The sequence below is a fragment of the Nocardia abscessus genome, assembly GCF_015477775.1.
Lineage (GTDB): Bacteria > Actinomycetota > Actinomycetes > Mycobacteriales > Mycobacteriaceae > Nocardia > Nocardia abscessus_A.
The window spans coordinates 220,973-237,872 of the sequence record NZ_JADLQO010000013.1 but is presented as its reverse complement, the minus strand read 5'-3'; the positions used below and the strand labels follow the sequence as shown (position 1 = coordinate 237,872).

Genomic DNA, 16,900 nt, shown 5'->3' with positions numbered 1-16,900 from the left:
TATTCGACAGTTCCGACCAGACGAGGCTTCCCCCACTACCTGGAGACAATTCTGGTTCTCGGGGTAGGTAGCTCGAACGGCGACTGCGCCACCGCAAAGCCCGCAAGCTGGAATCCGGCGCCAACATGCCCGACATATAGCAGACGTCCGCGGTCGGCGGACTACTCCTCACCAGCGTGCTTGCACCCGTCCCACGGACGATGCGGCAAATAGTGCGCATTCCGTGCCACTCCATCACGCCGCCCGGCCAAGATCATCGGGCGACTACCCGACGGTGGTCGCGGGCGGGGTGAGCGTGTTTCGCATCATCGAGATCGGCGTCGACGGCGACTCGGCCAAAGCGCTCGTGCAAGCGGTCGCCGACACCCCAGGGACCTATCCTTGGCCGACCGATCTCACCCACGCGGTGCCCGCCGAACAGCCTTGACGCATCCCGGCCTGCTGCCACGGCGCGACTGGTCACCGAGTTCACCGCCGGTCCCTCGGCACTCGCCACCCGTCTGCCGGTGTCGGCTGGCTCGGTGACCATCGGCGAGAAGACAGGGCCAGTTTGGCCGAGGATTGATGCGCCGAACCAGTGCATGTCGCTCGGCGCTGGTTCATGTCCAGTAGATGTCGAGCATTGTTCGCGCGGTGGTGGGCCTTCCGTTCGGGCGCATGGGCACGGTGATCTGGTCCAGTACTCGCCAGAGCTTGCGGTCGTGGTGTTCGGGGATGGTGAAGGTGTCGGCGAGGGCTTGTTGGTGCCGGTCGATAGCGTGGGCCAGGGCACATAGCCCTGCTCGTAGGTGTTGTTCCCGTTCGGCGTGGTCGCCGTTAAGACGTCGGCGGATGTTCTTCACCTCCGACAGCGCGGTTTGCACCAGCTGAGAGAACTTCACCGCACCCACCCGCTAGTACTGGTACTCGCCGTGCTGGCGGCGCTGTTGTGCGGTCAAAGGTGTGCCGGGTCGCCTCTCGGCTGCTGCTGCCTGGTGGCGGTTGCGTCGGGTGACCATCGCGCGCGCGTTGCGTTGGAAAGCGGTCGTCAGCGCGCTGTAGGTGCGTTCGATCACCGCCGGTGTGGTCAACGCGGCCCAAACCCGCGGGTCACGCCTGCTGTGGTGCATGTTGTCCAGCACGAGCCGTTCGAAGACGTCGTCGGCGTGCTCCAGCAGTGTGGACCCGGACAGGTCGGGACCGTTCTCGATAGACATTGCGGGTTCCTCTCGTAGCGATCGAAGTGACGAGCCGGGCCGTGTCTGCCGAGCGGCTCGTTGGGAAAGTCGCGACCCGCGCAGCACACACCCTGGGCCCCGCTCGACGGACCTGGTCGCACAACGGGTGCTGGAGCCGGTTAGTCGCTGTCGTCTTCCGGCGTCGATGCGGCGGTGAGTTCGTCCGCCGATTCACGGCGTTCACCGCCCAGCGCCCCGACCTCGACCGGCGCAGCCTGCCTTTTGGTGTTGCTTGCCTGTCCCGGCCCGGCGGACCGCCGTTCCGGGGTGTTCGCAGCCGCCGGTGGGGTGTTCGCGGGTTGTGTGGCCGATTCGCGGGTGCGCTGCGGTACCGGTGCGCTCGGCGGGCTCGCGTCGGGGTGTGTGCGTGCGGCGTTGATCAGCTGCCGGGCCTGCTTCGGGGATATTTCGAGCAGTTCGGCGACCTCGTCGTCGGATTGACCTTGCTCCCGGATCACCGCTGCGGCGGCGGCTTGGTCGGCGTGGTAGCGGGCGATGTCCTGTGCCGCTTGTGTTTCGATCGCGCTGATCTGCTCGCGCAGTATGTCGATGTCTTGGTCGCGTTTGGTTTCACACGCGGTGATCGCTGCCCAATCACGCAGATACCGCTTCACCGCGTCATCGATAGTGCGCTCTCTCTGACGCACAAGGACGCGGCGTTCACGCAACCGTCCGCGCGAGCGTTCCAGCCGTTCAACAAGTTCCGGGGATCGAGCCGCGCGAGGGGAACGCGGCGGGCGACGCGACGACATGGCCGGCCTCCTAGCTCGGGCCCGCCTGCTGATTCTCCCGCCACCAATCCTACCGCCGCCATGACCCTTCACACCGCCCCCCGTACCGAACCACCAGGGAAGAACTTTCGGCGCATCCATTCCGGACCCGCAACCGCGGCAACAAACGCCACGACACCCCCGAGTCCCGACCTATCCATGGCGGATCCGATGACCGCCTGCGACGGATCATTCGAATTCTCAACCGTATTCGATGTCGGATCACACCGGCGTACGGCACGGGTCTTCAACCAGTTCCAGGTTGCGGCGCTCACGGCATCACCACTGGACCGGTCACCACCACACCACCGTCCCGCCCGCCGGGCGCAGACGCCGTCGGCACCGGACCCGCTGTCGCGCTGCTTGCTTCGTTCCCGATCCCGGTGGCGTATGCCATCGGCGACCGATTCCTTCCACCCGCGACCGACGAGACCGTCTGATGACAGCAACCGATACGCAGCTACGCCGAGGAAACGGCGTCTCCCACGCTCGGGAACTGCTGCGTGCGCGCGGCGGCGATCTCCCTCTGACGCCCGGAACAAGGCGAAGCGCCTGCACAAGTGACAAACCACTTTTCTATCTGAAGTGGCACACCGAAACACACTAGAAGGGATCTCGACACCATGAGGCAGTACTACACGGCAGTCTTACCGCCGACGACGGCGCGACCATCGCCAGCCGCTTCAACCCCCACGACCACGACGAGTTCTACAAACTCGCCGAGCACTCATAGCTGGGCAACCCGTTCGTCGAAGCGGTCGAGCGGGCGCTGAACACGCCGGCTCGGGTCGTGTGGGCGGGCGACAACGCCGCCAAATAGCCCGGACGCGACATGAATCTCTTTCGCCTGGCCCAGTTCTCGGCCAACACCCCACCGCCGGACCCCGCTCCAGTAGGCCGTTACGTCATCAACCATGACAAGCGGATGTTCGTCGACAAGCGCTCCGTCACCGAGAACGCCAGCGGATTCGCCCGGCACCCGCTGCCAGTGCTCACTGCGGAAGGCAACGGCCGCGGCAGCGGTGATCTCCATGAGGCGAACACGACCGGGAATTTCACTCTCGTCGGAACATGGGCGCGCGATCGGATCGCTGTCGGCGGCAGCGTGCCGGAACGCTACCAGGAGCTTCGGTTCGATTTGGTCGAGCTCTGGTGATACCTGTCTGCGGCGAACGACCAGGCAGGAGCAATCTGCCTGGTCCTTCGCACTGTAAGGCTACAGAGTGCGGGCAAGTACATGTGGGCGTGGGAGTCACCTGGGGGCTTGCTATACGAATCGACGGCGACGGCAGGATGTGTGCCTGACCGAACCATCGACGACCTATCCGCGGCTCGGGTAATTCGTCCTCGCACCACCAGAGGCGGTGACCCGGACGCAACGGACATAGTTCGAGGCCCGCTGGCAAAAGCAAGCCGACGACCGCTTGATTGCCCTTGAGCAGATTGCAGACGCCGTCGTCGCGGTCCGCGCCGCGGCATGGCCGCCGCATTCGCAGTAATCACGCGCCCGGCGGCGGCCCCGCGCTATTCGATTCGTCTGCGTCGCAGGCGAACAGGATCGGTCCATCCGACGCCTGTCCGGGCTCGCCAGCGGGCCGCGTTGTTGTGAGCCCGCCCCTGTAGCCAACACCCTGTTGCCCCTGAACGCCAGGCCGGGAATCGCTTCCGGTCTGGCGTTCTTTCGTATCCGGAAGGTGGCGCGTCATGCCCGATATCCCCTCGAATCCGCCGTGCGCGGTCTGCGGGAGCTGTGACCCGGGTGATCGGTACCCGGTCGACGAACAGAATGTCTGTGGTCGCTGTGTGCGGCGGCTGTCGCGGTGCGATCACTGCCGCGCGCTGTCTCTCGCGTTGACCGAGACTGCCGACGAACGCCAGTTGTGCGCCGAATGTGTGACCGGGTGGCTGCCGTGTGTGTCGTGCCGGGTGGTGACCAACCCGCGGGTGCGTACCGACACCGATGAGCCGGTGTGCCTGCGGTGTGCGGCGGTGTTGTTCGACCTCTGTTACCAGTGCAGCCGCTACAGCGCCACCAGCCGGTATGTCTCCGGCGGTCACCGCGCCTGCGGCCGCTGCGTGGACCGGTTCGACTCTTGCCCCGACTGCGGCACCCTCACCCGGCGCGGCCGCAGCTGTGAGTGCCGCATCCACCGCGAGCATGTGTGGCATTACAGCTACAAACCCGATCCCCGCTTCCACGGCGAGGGTCCGCTGTATCTGGGGATGGAGCTGGAGGTCATCGTCCCGGACCACCGCTACAGCGAAGCCGTCTCGGTGGTCGGTGACCATCTCGGGCGGCTGGGTTACCTGAAGCAGGATTCCTCGATCCATCCCACCGGATTCGAGCTCGTCACCCATCCGATGAGTTACCGGTATGCGATCGAGAGGTTCCCGTGGCCGCTGCTGGGAGCGTTGGAAGAGCTCGATTGCGAAACCGACTCCACCGTGGGCCTGCATGTGCACGCCAGCCGCGACGGGTTCGATTCCCCCGCGCACGTCTACCGGTGGATGAAGTTGTTGTACCGCAACGAATCCGCGGTCTCGACGCTCGCGCGGCGACGTTCCCCCTACGCGCCGTTCGACCGAACGGCGCGGGCGCGGGTGAAGGACACCGCCAAAGGCCCGCAGCACGCGGTGGGGCTGGCCCGCAATCAGGCGATCAACCCCTACCCCCGCAAAACCCTCGAGCTGCGGGTGTTCGCCAGCTCCCTGGATGTCGTGCGGGTGCAGGCGGCGCTGGCGTTCACCGCCGCCTCCATCGACTACACCCGCCGTCTCCGCGTCTCAGACGTGCGCGCCGGTGGGTGGGACTGGGCCCGTTTCGCCGCCTGGGTGCACACCCAGCCCGACTATCAGCCCCTGTGGGCGCAGATGGAGGACCTCGCATGTGCCTGTTGACCTACCTGCCCGCCGGGGTCGCGCCTGATCCGGTCGCGTTGGCCCACGGTGCCGCGGCGAACCCGCACGGGCACGGTTTCGCGATCATCGCCGGGCGCCGCATCCTCGTGGCTCGCGGCATGAATCCCACCCGCGTGATCGCCGAGTTCACCAAACTGCGTGCCCAGTACCCGCACGGGGCGGCGTTGTTCCATTCCCGCTACGCCACCCACGGAATGATCGGGCTGCGTAACTGCCACCCGTTCCGGCTCGGCAAGGATCCGCGAACCGTTTTGGCGCACAACGGAACCCTGCCGAAACGGGTGCACCCCGGCCCGTACGATCCGCGCTCGGATACCCGCATCGCGGCCGAGGAGTACCTGCCGAAACAGCCGTTCGGGTCGATCGACACCCACCGCGGCGCGCGGGGTCTGGCGTCGTGGCTGGGGTCGAGCAAGCTGGTGATCCTCACCATCGACCCGGCCTATGACCGTCACGCCTACCTGTTCGGCGAACCGGCCGGCCAGTGGGTGGAGGGGGTTTGGTACTCCAATACCAGCCACCTGCCACCCGCGCTGCGCTGGCCGACGCGGCGCCGCAGGTATCTGTGCGGGTACTGCCAGAAGCTCGACATCGACCGCGCCAGCCGCTACTGCGGCGGCTGCGGCTGGTGCTTCGACTGCGAAACCGCGTTCCCCGACTGCACCTGCCACGCGCCTGAACCCGGCACGGCAACCTCACGCCACCGCGGGCTACGGGCGTTGAACCCGGCCCATCGACCTACCCGCCAGCAGGCCACAGCGCCGTGAAGCGGCGGCCTGCCACCAGCCGCTGATCCACCGATCCAGAACCCCGCATCCCCTCCCATATCGCGGAGCGGGGTGCGGGGTTCTTTCCATTTCACCGAAAGGAACCCCGATTCGTCATGCCCGCATCCGCCCTGGCCGACCCGTTATGTGAGGAATGCTCCCGCCCCGCCGCCAGCGGCCACCTGATCGCCACAATCGACGGGGACCGGGTGTGCCCGGACTGCGCCGCCGACCTGTTGCGCTGCGACGGCTGCGCCGCCCACACCCACACTCTGAGCCGCACCGTTGAGGACACGCTGCTGTGCCGCGAATGCCTCACCGGTTGGCAGCGGTGCGGCGAATGCGACACCTACACCCGCGACACCCGTACCGTCGTCGGCGCCGTCGCGGAAGTCTGTGCCGAGTGCGCTTCGGGCTACGAGACCTGCGACGACTGCGGTGAACTCGCCGTCGACCTGCAGCCCGTCGATGGAGGCAACCGGGTCTGCGGCAGCTGTGAGGACGAGGACTACCGCGAGTGCTTCGACTGCTTCACCCTCGTCCCGCGCGACCAAGGCTACTGCGACAGCTGCACGGATTCCCCTGCCCATGACGGAGTTCACGACTCGTACTACAAACCCGAACCACGCTTCCATGGTGACGGTCCACTGTTCCTCGGTCTGGAATTGGAAGTCAAAACTCCTGGCAGCGGTTATCGCGATGCGGTCGACACCGCCATCGCCCACATTGGGGACCTGGCGTATCTGAAGGAGGACGGCTCGATCTCCTGCGGGTTCGAACTCGTGACGCACCCGATGTCGTATGAGTACGCGCTCGAACGGTTTCCGTGGACGTTGCTGCGCCGTCTGCGGTTGCACGGCTGCTACACCGACACCGGCGTCGGTATCCATGTCCATGTCTCCCGCGCTGGGTTCTCCTCCCCCGCGCATGCCTACCGGTGGCTGAAGTTCGTGTACCGCAACGAACACCCGGTGACCACGCTGGCGCGGCGGCGGGACTCGGAGTGGGCGGAGTTCTCCCCGCAGCAGCGCTCCAACGCTCAGCGCTACGCCAAGGGCAGCCAAGCCGGATACGGCCGCTATCAGGCCATCAACGTCTACCCAGAAGCCACGTTCGAACTGCGGATCTTCGCCAGCTCCCTGCACCCTCAACAGGTCCAAGCAGCCCTCGCATTCGCCGCCGCGTCAGTCGAATACACCCGCGAGCTGTCGGCGGCGGATATCGCGCGCCGTCGCGGCTGGGAATGGACCGCCTTCACCACCTGGGTTCGTTCGCGCCCGGAGTACTCCCCGCTGCTGGCTGAAATGGAGGCCCTCGCGTGTGCATCCTGACCTTCGTCAAACCCGGCATCAGCCCCGACCTCGACGCAGTGGGCAACGGCGCGTTGGCCAACCCGCACGGCCACGGCTACGCCGTGCTCACCGACACCGGCATCATCGTCGGCCGCGGCATGAACGCCGACGCGGTAATCAACGAGTTCGCTTGCGTACGTGACCACTACCCCGACGGTGCGGCGTTGTTCCATTCCCGGCTGGCCACCCACGGCCACCGCAGCGTGGACAACTGTCATCCCTTCCTCGTGGGCGGTGACGAGCGAACCGTGCTCGCACACAACGGGATCCTGCCCAGCAGCGTCCATCCGCGTCTGGGTGACCGGCGCAGCGACACCCGCATCGCCGCGGAGGACTTTCTGCCGACCCGGCCGTTCGGGTCACTGGATTCGTGGGCGGGCCGCGAGCGGCTGGAGCGGTGGCTGGGCAGCGACAAGATGGTGCTGCTGACCGTTGATCCGGCCTACAAGCATTCCGCGTACATCTTCAACGAATCCTACGGGCACTGGGATGGCGGGATCTGGTACTCCAACCGCACCTACCAGCCCCACACCTGGGGCTACACCGCCGCGGACTGGGAGTACTGCCTGGCCTGCGGCGAACTCGACCCCGAGCAGCCCGGCTCGCACTGCACCGCGTGCGGATTCTGCGCCCAGTGCCTGCGACCATTCCCGCGCTGCGCATGCGAGGCGCTCGATGGCCTCGAACGCTACGCCGACCTGATCGAACTCGAGAACGCCTGACACCACCGGCGTCTGTCCCTCCATGCCGCCTTTCGGCCTTTTGCCCCCACCTCACGAGAGGGGATCCTTCCGTGACCTATCACCCGAATCTGGCCACGATCCTCATCCGGCTGCGCGATGTCGACGGGCACGCGGTCATCGCCAGCACCGACGGCCACCATGTGCGGCTGCTACTGCGTGACCGCGACGATCCCGTCACCGACTGGCGCTACGCCGACCTGAGCCCGAACGCCGCTGACATCCTCGCCACCACGCTGGCCACTCGCTCCCGGCCCGCCCCGATCCGCCGAGCCGCACGGTGGCGCCGTCTGCGGCGCGATCGCCGATGAGCGACCACCACACCCCGCCAGCGCCGATCGCTGACGCGTCCGAGTCCGAGTTCCTTCGCCAGGCCCTCGCTCGCATCGACCGCTGGTTCGACGACGACACCAACCTCGACGAGCTCGAGGACGCCCGCGATCTGCTGCGCCAGCGCTTGGCCAACACCGTCGCCGCCGCAGCCTGCGAGACCAGTGACGGCGGTGATCCGGTGGTCGCGCTCATCGCGACCGAACTGCATCGGCTTCGCCGCGCCCGGGTGGCGGCCACCGTGATCACCCGCGGCGGGTACGTCCACGACCACGTCCGCGTCCAGGCCGTGCACCGCCACCACACCGTGCTCACCCGCAACGGCCAGCAGGCCGGGGTGCTGCTGCCGCTGGCGTTCATCGAATCCGTCACCCCGCTCAGCGGCGTGATTCCAGCCTGCCCACCGTAATCCCTTCAGGAAAGGAGATCTGCCGATGACATCGGTGACCCTGTGGTTCCCACTGTCGAAGGTGATCGACCTCGCCGAGCACGCAATGGCGGCTGCGGGCCATTCCCGCTCGCCGTATGACGATCCCGGACCGGCGGTGCCGTCGCTGATCTGGGTCAAAGACGAGGGCATCTATTTGATGAGCAACGGAATCCCGCGCCAGCCCGGCCACCCCGGTAGCCCGGCGGGTATGGCTCGCGTCGTCTACGCCCTCGGTCACGGACCCGAAACCCACTGGCATCACGGTGAACCGCTCGGTGACGACTTCTCTGAATACCTCGATCTCACCGAGGACTTCGACGGCCACCCTTTCATCGAGTTGATCCGCACCCACGCCGCGATGAACGACTGGTTCTCCATCACCGTCTCACCCAGCAACTTCGCAATGATGTTCAGCCCGACCCCACCCGCCGCCTTTCCACTTTCTGGCGGTGACCACCGCTCTTCCCGTGGTGCGGGGTGATTGCGGTGGAACTCGACTCCAGCCCCTACCTCGCACGTCTGCAGACCGATCCTCAATATCGGTCGGTTCTGCCCGACGTCGCCCCCACCGCGCGGGTGCTCGTCGCGGGGTATCACGCCGCGTTCGCGGCCCCGCCCCAGCCGGGGACCTCGATCGGCGTGTTCCCCGGTGTCGACCCTGTCCCCGCGAAGGCGGGGGTTGCGGCGGTGATGGCGTTGGTGCGCATCGAGTACGCCACGCAAGTCGACACCCTCGATGAGGACGCCGGCAGCCGAACCGGCTGGAAACGGCAGCTGTTCGATCGGTTGCCGACCGGGTACGGGTGGCGACTGCTGCCCGCCGAGCTCGACGAGCGTGCCCGGTGGGTGATCGCGCGCGGCAACCTTGCTACCGGTGGCTTACAGGCGTTGCTGCCGCGGTCGGTGAGCACCCAGGTACCCGGCGCACCCATCGCCGTCGCGGTGCACGACCTCGACCCGCACACCAGCCGACGCTGGCCGTGGTGATCACCAACGCCACCGATCTGGTGGCCTGGATAGAAGCCAGCCTTCCGGACCTGGACCCCGACCGGTTCGAGCCCTGGGTCGTCGAACCACCGGTCCCGGGCGCGCTACGCGCGGTGATCGAGATCCGAATTCACGCCCCCGCCGTCGCCGCGCGGGTGATTCGTATCGAGGTGTCAGCCGCACCGATCCCGGCCACCGACTCCTGACACCCCTCCCCCACGCCACTTCGGGTGGCGCATCCGATCGATTCGAGGTGATCTTCGTTGACCGAACCCGTACCACCGGCGCGGCCACCGGTCCCTGTGCGGTTGGCGCACGCGCCGCTGTCGCAGGGGTTGGTGGTTCCGCACGTCACCCTCGCCCACCGCGACCGGACCCGACCGGTATGGGGCAAACTCGACCAGCGACGACTGCGGGACACCCTGTCGCGCAAACTGTGCCAGATCTGCGGGCAGCCCCTGGATGACCGGGTCGTGCTCTACATCCGGCCCGCCGACCACCTGCGCGGGATCGCCCCGGAGCCGGGCGTGCACCCCGAATGCGGCCACTACTCCCGCCGCGCCTGCCCGATGCTGGCCGGACGGCAGCACCGCTACAACCCTCACCCGCCCGAGAAATTCGCCCGCTGCGAGGACCCCGCCTGCCCCTGCTGGCGGTGGCAGGCGAACGAACGTGACTCCCGGGAGGCGCCGCGCGAAGGCCAGCCCGCCGACGCCTGGTACGAGGTATGGATCCCGATCTCGGACTACACCGCCGTCCACGATCCCGGCACCGACACCACCCCACCGGTGACCGGTATCAAGCTGCGCGGGGCGAAACTGCTGAAGATCCGCAAGGTCCGCGACGCCGCGCCCGCCGCCGACGGGATGTCCGGTCCAGTCGACCTGCTGCGCGCCCACGTCGCCTTCGCGAGGCTGTTCGGCCTGAAAGGGATGCGACTGTGACGGCCTCACAAAGGATGGTTGCCCGCATCGGTGCGCTGCCGCGGAAGGCCGAGGGCACCGAAAACGAGCATGAGGCCGAGGCGTTCTCGGCGATGGCGCAACGGCTGGCCACGCAGCATTCGATCGATTTGGCAATGGCGCGGGCCGCGTCACCGCGCGACTGCTACACCGCCCACAGCAGCGCCCGCGGAAAATGGCGCGGCAGCCGGACCAGCCGCCCCCGACCGGCACCGGCCGCGACCGCCGCCGGTGATGCGGCCGGTCGCCGCGACCGCCTCACCGATCCGTCCGCCCTGCCGTCCACACTGCGACGGCTGCCGTCATGACCGGTATCCGGCCGCGTGATACGCAGCGGCAGCGGGTGTATGACGCCGAGCAGGACGTGCGGGAGATTTTCGACCTGGCCGAGAAGGTGCCCGGGCGGATGGTGGAGGTGTTCGGGTCACGCATCAACCTGCCCGCCGAACGGCGGATGGTGTCGCTGGAATCCATCTCGGTGTACCTCAACTCCGTACTCGCGTTGGGCTGGGTTCAGGATCGCTACCCTCGCGCGCGTATCCCGGTGACCGTGCGCGCCCGCCGCGGCGCGGCGCACGCGCACTACGAACCGGCCACTAGCATGGTCGCCGTACCGCTGCACCATAGGGCCGCATTGCGCGAGTTGCTGCTGCTGCACGAACTGGCCCACCACCTGCAACCACCGGCCAGTGCCGGGCACGGCCCGCAGTTCTGCGGCGTGTTCGTGGAACTTCTCGACGGTGTCATGGGCCCCGAAGCCGGATGGCTGATGCGTGCCGCACTCGCCGACAACGGAGCCCGGCTCAGCGACATCGGATCGCGTCCAGGAAGGAGCCGCCCATGAACACCGTGACCACCCACCGACCTGCCCGGGACGCCGTGTGACCGGATCGGCTACCACCGCCCGGAACCGTAGAGCCGCCGCGGTTGGGCTCGACAACACGAACGCACCTGGCGGTTTGCCTCGGCGGTCGCATCCGGGCGGTGGGGTGGTTTTACTGAGCGCGGCGCTGGACAACGCCGAGCGTGGCTTCCACGTGTTCCCGCTGCATCCGGGAACGAAGGTCCCGGCCATCAAGCAGTGGGACCGGGCCGCCACGCAGGATCACAGCCGGATTCGCGCGTGGTGGCGGCGGCGGCCCCGCGACAACGTCGCGGTCGCATGCGGCCCGTCGGGACTGCATGTACTGGATCTCGACACCAATCACGGCCACACGCCGCCGCCGGAGTGGCGTGCGGCGCGCAATGGCCGCGAGGTGCTGGTCCGGTTGGCCGCCGAGTCCGGTCAGCCGATGCCGGTACCGACGTACGCGGTGGCGACGCCGTCGGGCGGTGTGCACCTGTACTACCGTGCGCCGCGTATACCACCGCTGCGCAACACGATCGCCCGCCTCGGCTGGCGCATCGACAGCCGCGGCCACGGCGGCTACGTCGTCGCCGCAGGATCCCAGCTGCCCGAAGGCCCGTACCGCCGCCTCGACGACCGGGCACCGATCCTGTTGCCGCAGTGGCTGACCGAGCTGCTGAGCCCGCCGGCGCCGCCGCGGGTTCCCCGCAATGCTCCGGTGGTCGTTCATCCTGACGCCTACGTGCAGGCGGCGTTGGTCAATCAAAGCGCCCGTGTCCATGCCGCCTACCCCGGGATACGGCATCGCACCCTGCTGTTGGCGGCCAACTCCCTGGGTCGGCTCGTCGGCGCCGGGCTGCTCGACCACAACCAGGCACACGCCGTGCTCAGCGAGGCCGCACGCATCCACCTCGGCGTCGAGGGTTTCACCGCCGCGGAGTCCGACCGCACGATCACCGACGGGTTGACCTACGCCGCCCGCCGCACCCTCGCAGGCACCAACCCATAACGGGCGTGGATACCCCGGGCCGAGTCCCACCCGGCGCGGCGCCCGCTTGCATGGGGCATCGCCGGTGGCTCGGCCGGGGGTGGCGGGGTTAGTCTGCCTGCAGGGGTCGGGGTTCGCCGGGGGGACAGTCACTTTCGCTTTCCGTCGGTCGAAGCCCGATGCTGCCCGCGCTGGGCTGTTGCCCGCTGCTTCACCCGGCGCCGAGGCGCGACGGTGGATGCGCCCCGCCCCCTCCAGGACGCATCCACCCTCCCCGCCTCGCCCGTCATCCCCCGCCAGCGTCGGGCGAGGCCGCGCCGCTCTGTATGCGTGCCGTTGCTGTTGCGTCTTCCCGCCGTGGTGACGCACGCCCCTTCCTCCGTCTTCGAGGAGGTTCGTCGTGTCTTCTTTTGAGAATCCCGGCCGGTTCATCGCCGAGGCGCTGGCGTGGTTGCCGAAACCGCCACACCAGTCGCTGGTGGTGATCGGCCTTCGGGAGGGGCGTGCTGGCCGGATCCGCAGATCGCGGTCGAACGCATCCGCCGCGAAGACCTCTACCTCACCCGGGATTACCTGGCCACCATCCCGATCCTGGCTCGCACCCGCGGCTGGTGTGCACAGCATCGCCCCGCCGTCGCTGTTGTCGTGGTGGATGATCCGAGGCCGGACACCGCGTTTCCGCGCGATGAGCACCGCCAGCTGGTGACCCTGCTGCGCGACCAGGTGGCCGAACTGGGCGTCGAGGTGTTCGCGGCGTGGTCAGTGACCGGCCCCGACGCGGGGCATCCGTGGGCGAGCTTGTTCGGCAGCGAGCACGGGCTGCTGCCCTATACCGAGCCGCGGCCCCAGTGTCGAGGACCTTCCGCCGGACCTGGTTCCGGATGGTGAGCTGGCCGCCGAGGTCGCGGCGCTGCTCACGGTGCGTGGTGGCGATCGTGAGCTGTCGCAGGAACGGCTGCGGCTGGCGCTCATGCAGTGGACGCGGTCCGCGCCGAGGGTGTGCTGTCGGCTGCGGAGGTGGCCGAACTCGCCGATGCGCTCGCCGACGACATGGTCCGCGACAGCCTGTATGCCTTCGCCGTCAGCGCGAAAGGGGCGCGTGGGCACCGATGGTGGGCGTTGCTGGTGCGCGCTCTGCCGTCACCGCACCGGCCCACGGCGGCGATGTTGTGCGCGGTCACCGCGTATGTCGCCGGTGACGGGGACCGGGCACTGGCCGCGGTCCGGATCGCGTTGGCCGACGACCCCGACAACCCGACGGTGCAGGCCATGGCCGCCGGAATCCACCGCACCGTGCCTGTCGAGGTCGTCCGCGCCGCGCTGACTGCCGGGCGCGCCAGCGCCACTCAACTCGGCATCGACATCGACATCGACTGAACCCGTACCCGCATCGACCACCGTGGAGGTTTCATGAATCCCGCTGCAGCGCACGGCCCCTCGCGTCGGCTGGCATGGGCAGTGATCGCCCGCGCCGCGCTGACCGCCGCGCCGGTCGTGCGCGAGTTGATGCGCACACTCGAGGTCGAGGAGGCCGCCGCCCGGCTCGTGACCGGGCAGGCTGGCCCAGTTGATCTTCCCCGTGATCTGCGTGGCGGGGCGGAACGGGATCTGGACCGCGCCGCCGCGCTCGGCGTCCGCCTGGTCACTCGCGACGATCCCGAGTGGCCCGGGCCTGCGGGATTGGCCGACCTCGACGCACCCGGCGTCACCGGTGGCAGTCCGGTGGCGTTGTGGATGCGCGGGACACCGCGGCACAGTCCGCTGTCGCAGTTCACCGTCGCGGTTGTCGGCTCCCGTGCGGCCTCCGACTACGGGGTGCACGTCACCCATGACCTCGCCGGTGATCTGGCCGAGTGTGGATGGACGGTCATCAGCTGCGGTGCGTTCGGTATCGACGCCGCCGCCCATCGCGCGGCGCTCAACCGTGGTGGTCGCACGATCGCTGTGGTCGCGACCGGGTTGGGTCGCGCCTACCCGGCCGCGCATCGTGAGCTGTTCGACCGGATCGCCGAGACCGGGCTGCTCATCTCGGAGTACCCGCCCGATACTGCGGCGGCCAAACACCATTTCGTGCAACGCAACCGGCTGGTGGCCGCGCTGGCGCGGGCGTTGGTCATCCCGGAATCGGCAATCCGTGGCGGCACCCGCAATACCGCCAACTGGGCGCGCCAGCTCAACCGCCCGGTGTTCGCGATTCCCGGCCCGGTCCACTCCGCCGCCTCGACCGGCTGCCACGACCTGATCCGTGACGGGCACGCCCGCCTGGTCACCGATGCCCAACAGGTCATCGACGACATCACATCGACCCCCGCCCCACCGCCACTGGGCTGACCAGCCCACCGCATAACCGGCGCGCGCTCGTCGGCTCATCCGCCGGCCGGTCAGGAAGTTCTCTTCTGCTTCACCCACACCCGTCTTCCGGTGGCAGTTGTCCGCCGACCGATCACAGGAGGTTTGTTCATGTCCGCGTCCACCCCTGCCGTGCAGTCCCTCACTCGCGGCGAGTTCGAGCGTCTCGAGCATCTCGGCTACGCCGGAGCCGCGCCCGCGATCACTGATTCGGCGGTGCTGGATCGCTGGCGCGGCGACTACCCCGGCTGGCGGGGCCGCTACTGGGCGTTCCTCGACGACGGCGAGCTTGGCGTGCTGCGGCTGCGCCCGGTCAACGTCACCCGCCACAGCGCCCAGCGAGCCGCCTGACATCTCATCCGCGCGGGCACTCGCCCGTGTCCTGTTGTCCCGTTTCGTCTTCCGGCGCGGCGGCCTCACCTGTGAGTGGTGGGGTCGCCGCGCCGCTTGCCGTGAGGAGCCGTGTTGACTACTTCCACCCTGACCGCCGTCGCCGACCCGGCCACCGATCCCGGTCCTGACACCGACCCGGTGGCCGTCGAGGAAACCGTGCCTGCCGCGCAGCCCGCCCCCGCGGTCGAGGAATCCATCATGGTCGAGGAGCCCGTGGTGCTCGATGTGCCCGAGGCCAAGGCGGAGTACCTGGATCCGGCGGAGTTGGTGATCGCCGAAAACGTCCGTAAGAGTTTCGATCTCGCGGCGCACCCGGAGGAAGCGGCGTCGATCCGCGAGTTCGGTGTCGGCAACCCGATCCGAGCCGAACGCGAAGCCGACGGCTCCGTTCACGTCGTCGATGGGCAGATCCGCACGCTCATCGCCCGGGAGGTCGGTTTGACGCGGGTGCCGGTGTGGGTCACCGACGCCCCCACCGACATCGACCCTAAGGAACGCCGGATCGCGCGGACGTTGACGCAGATCAACCTCAACGACCGCCGCATCCCGCTCACCGACGCCGACCGCGCTACCGGTATTGCGTTGATGCTCGACCTCGGCGCGTCGGCGACCCGGGTCGCGAAAGGGTTGCAGCGCAAACGGTCCGAGATCCAGAAGACCGCCGCGGTCGGTGCGTCCGACACCGCCAAACGGCTGCTGGAGGAACGCCAGTACGGCCTCGATCAGCTCGCGGTGATCGCCCACTACGAGAACCTCGGCGACACCGACGCGGTGCAGCGGCTGGCGACGGCGGGACGGTGGAGCTTCGCCTCCACGGCGAAGCGGATCGAGCACGACCGCGCCGAAACCCGCGCCCGCCTGCACGAATCGCTTCTCTATGGCGCGTATGGGTTCGGGGTCCTCGCCAGCGAACCCGATACCAGTGAGCCGGATGCGGCCTACATTCCGGCCAGCGAGCTGGTCACCGCCGCGGGTGAGCCGGTGAGTGAGGAGCTGATCTACGCCGACCCGGCCCGGTGGGTGGTGTTCGTCGAGGTGCAGGAGAACGGGCTGCTGGTGGACAAGGACACCGGCGCGATTATCGACGCGGGCACCGTCGACTGGAGCACCCGCGGCGACCTGTCCGCCGAACCCGCCGACGGGCAGGTACACGCCGAGCAGGTGCAGTGGCGCGACCGGTGGATCCCGTCCTACTTCCTGCCCACCAACGCGCTGGCCGACAGCGGCCTGCAGCAGATCGTCCCCGACACCGGTGACGGCTCCGAAGAAGCCGCCGCGAAGGCGGCCGCCGACCGGGAGCAGGCGCGCCAGGACCGGCGACGGGTGATCGAGCTGAACAAACGAGGCGATGCGGCCAACGCGCGGCGACAGGAGTTCCTGCCGCGTCTGCTGGCCGGGCGCACCCCACCGCGGCAGGCCGCGGCGTTCGTCGCCGAATCCATGGCCCACACCCTCGATCCGACAGTGTTGCAGAAGGTGACCAAGCTGCTCGGGGTCGGCGGTTCCACTCAGCAGCTGGTCGCAGCCATCCATGCCGCGACACCCTCGCAGGCGTGGATGATCGTGCTCGCCATGCAGATCGCCGCCGCCGAGGCACCGATCGGCAAAAGTTTCTGGCGCGACAGCTCCGCGGCCACGAAACGGTATCTGCATTTCCTCGCCGAAGCCGCAGCCGGAACCGAGCTGGACTTCGCGCTGGTCGATGTCGAACAGGCCGCCGCCGGAGACATCGACTACCACGACATCGACCTCGCCTCCTGACACCACCACCTTTGATTCGCCCGAGAGGTGAGGCGATCCGGTCTGCCGTGGTCCCACCGTGGTCATTGCCCGGTGGCACCACGGCCAC

The 16,900-nt window shown here is 68.3% G+C and carries 21 protein-coding genes and 2 pseudogenes; 20 read left to right on the top strand and 3 right to left on the bottom strand.

Annotation, left to right across the window (positions count from 1 at the left end; all coding sequences use genetic code 11):
- Window positions 1-289: 289 nt before the first annotated feature.
- Window positions 290-427, top strand: coding sequence for a hypothetical protein (locus tag IU450_RS28620; RefSeq protein ID WP_195152881.1), 138 nt, complete (start codon window positions 290-292; stop codon window positions 425-427).
- A 172-nt stretch (window positions 428-599) separates the two neighbouring features.
- Here IU450_RS28620 and IU450_RS28615 read toward each other — a convergent pair whose 3' ends face one another.
- The 3 genes from IU450_RS28615 to IU450_RS28605 form a co-directional block, all read right to left on the bottom strand.
- A complete protein-coding gene (locus IU450_RS28615; RefSeq protein WP_195152837.1) occupies window positions 600-881 on the bottom strand; it encodes a hypothetical protein in 282 nt (93 codons plus the stop codon).
- Window positions 882-893: 12 nt separating this feature from the next.
- Entirely contained in the window at window positions 894-1,196 is a 303-nt protein-coding gene (locus tag IU450_RS28610; RefSeq protein ID WP_195152836.1) for a hypothetical protein, read from the bottom strand.
- A gap of 140 nt (window positions 1,197-1,336) precedes the next feature.
- Window positions 1,337-1,831 (bottom strand): hypothetical protein, encoded by a 495-nt coding sequence (locus IU450_RS28605; protein WP_195152835.1) that lies wholly within the window; start codon window positions 1,829-1,831, stop codon window positions 1,337-1,339.
- A 988-nt stretch (window positions 1,832-2,819) separates the two neighbouring features.
- Here IU450_RS28605 and IU450_RS28600 point away from each other — a divergent pair.
- The 19 genes and pseudogenes from IU450_RS28600 to IU450_RS28510 all read left to right on the top strand — a co-directional run bounded on the left by IU450_RS28600 (window position 2,820) and on the right by IU450_RS28510 (window position 16,812).
- Window positions 2,820-3,143 carry a hypothetical protein gene (locus IU450_RS28600; RefSeq protein WP_195152834.1) on the top strand — a complete coding sequence of 108 codons (324 nt, stop codon included), beginning with the start codon at window positions 2,820-2,822 and terminating at the stop codon, window positions 3,141-3,143.
- 695 nt (window positions 3,144-3,838) lie between these two features.
- Entirely contained in the window at window positions 3,839-4,885 is a 1,047-nt protein-coding gene (locus IU450_RS28595; protein WP_228835251.1) for an amidoligase family protein, read from the top strand.
- Window positions 4,873-5,673 carry a class II glutamine amidotransferase gene (locus IU450_RS28590; protein ID WP_195152833.1) on the top strand — a complete coding sequence of 267 codons (801 nt, stop codon included), beginning with the start codon at window positions 4,873-4,875 and terminating at the stop codon, window positions 5,671-5,673. Before IU450_RS28595 ends, IU450_RS28590 begins: the two co-directional genes overlap by 13 nt.
- Before the next feature lie 116 nt (window positions 5,674-5,789).
- Window positions 5,790-7,004 (top strand): hypothetical protein, encoded by a 1,215-nt coding sequence (locus tag IU450_RS28585; protein ID WP_228835250.1) that lies wholly within the window; start codon window positions 5,790-5,792, stop codon window positions 7,002-7,004.
- Window positions 6,992-7,747, top strand: coding sequence for a class II glutamine amidotransferase (locus tag IU450_RS28580; protein ID WP_195152832.1), 756 nt, complete (start codon window positions 6,992-6,994; stop codon window positions 7,745-7,747). Before IU450_RS28585 ends, IU450_RS28580 begins: the two co-directional genes overlap by 13 nt.
- A 71-nt stretch (window positions 7,748-7,818) precedes the next feature.
- Window positions 7,819-8,076, top strand: coding sequence for a hypothetical protein (locus IU450_RS28575; protein WP_195152831.1), 258 nt, complete (start codon window positions 7,819-7,821; stop codon window positions 8,074-8,076).
- A complete protein-coding gene (locus IU450_RS28570) occupies window positions 8,073-8,504 on the top strand; it encodes a hypothetical protein (RefSeq protein WP_195152830.1) in 432 nt (143 codons plus the stop codon). The genes IU450_RS28575 and IU450_RS28570 overlap by 4 nt, the downstream gene beginning before the upstream one ends.
- A 25-nt stretch (window positions 8,505-8,529) precedes the next feature.
- On the top strand, window positions 8,530-9,006 hold the full coding sequence (locus IU450_RS28565) for a DUF3085 domain-containing protein (RefSeq protein ID WP_195152829.1): 477 nt from the start codon (window positions 8,530-8,532) through the stop codon (window positions 9,004-9,006).
- 5 nt (window positions 9,007-9,011) lie between these two features.
- On the top strand, window positions 9,012-9,512 hold the full coding sequence (locus IU450_RS28560) for a hypothetical protein (RefSeq protein ID WP_195152828.1): 501 nt from the start codon (window positions 9,012-9,014) through the stop codon (window positions 9,510-9,512).
- Window positions 9,509-9,718 carry a hypothetical protein gene (locus IU450_RS28555; RefSeq protein WP_195152827.1) on the top strand — a complete coding sequence of 70 codons (210 nt, stop codon included), beginning with the start codon at window positions 9,509-9,511 and terminating at the stop codon, window positions 9,716-9,718. Before IU450_RS28560 ends, IU450_RS28555 begins: the two co-directional genes overlap by 4 nt.
- A gap of 57 nt (window positions 9,719-9,775) precedes the next feature.
- On the top strand, window positions 9,776-10,456 hold the full coding sequence (locus tag IU450_RS28550; protein ID WP_195152826.1) for a cell envelope biogenesis protein OmpA: 681 nt from the start codon (window positions 9,776-9,778) through the stop codon (window positions 10,454-10,456).
- 14 nt (window positions 10,457-10,470) lie between these two features.
- Window positions 10,471-10,609 (top strand): annotated as a pseudogene (locus IU450_RS40150) (DUF2786 domain-containing protein); the annotation flags it as partial.
- Between the two features lie 169 nt (window positions 10,610-10,778).
- Window positions 10,779-11,318: a TIGR04338 family metallohydrolase gene (locus IU450_RS28540; protein ID WP_195152825.1), complete on the top strand. Its 540-nt coding sequence runs from the start codon at window positions 10,779-10,781 to the stop codon at window positions 11,316-11,318.
- Window positions 11,319-11,463: 145 nt separating this feature from the next.
- A complete protein-coding gene (locus IU450_RS28535) occupies window positions 11,464-12,330 on the top strand; it encodes a bifunctional DNA primase/polymerase (protein WP_195152824.1) in 867 nt (288 codons plus the stop codon).
- A 426-nt stretch (window positions 12,331-12,756) separates the two neighbouring features.
- A complete protein-coding gene (locus tag IU450_RS28530; RefSeq protein ID WP_195152823.1) occupies window positions 12,757-13,197 on the top strand; it encodes a DUF4192 family protein in 441 nt (146 codons plus the stop codon).
- Window positions 13,198-13,272: 75 nt separating this feature from the next.
- Window positions 13,273-13,686, top strand: a pseudogene (locus IU450_RS28525) (DUF4192 family protein); the annotation flags it as partial.
- Window positions 13,687-13,719: 33 nt separating this feature from the next.
- Window positions 13,720-14,640: a DNA-processing protein DprA gene (gene dprA / locus IU450_RS28520; RefSeq protein ID WP_195152821.1), complete on the top strand. Its 921-nt coding sequence runs from the start codon at window positions 13,720-13,722 to the stop codon at window positions 14,638-14,640.
- A gap of 129 nt (window positions 14,641-14,769) precedes the next feature.
- Window positions 14,770-15,009, top strand: a complete 240-nt coding sequence (locus tag IU450_RS28515) for a hypothetical protein (RefSeq protein WP_195152820.1) — start codon at window positions 14,770-14,772, stop codon at window positions 15,007-15,009.
- A 114-nt stretch (window positions 15,010-15,123) separates the two neighbouring features.
- Window positions 15,124-16,812, top strand: coding sequence for a ParB/RepB/Spo0J family partition protein (locus IU450_RS28510; protein WP_195152819.1), 1,689 nt, complete (start codon window positions 15,124-15,126; stop codon window positions 16,810-16,812).
- Window positions 16,813-16,900 lie beyond the last annotated feature (88 nt).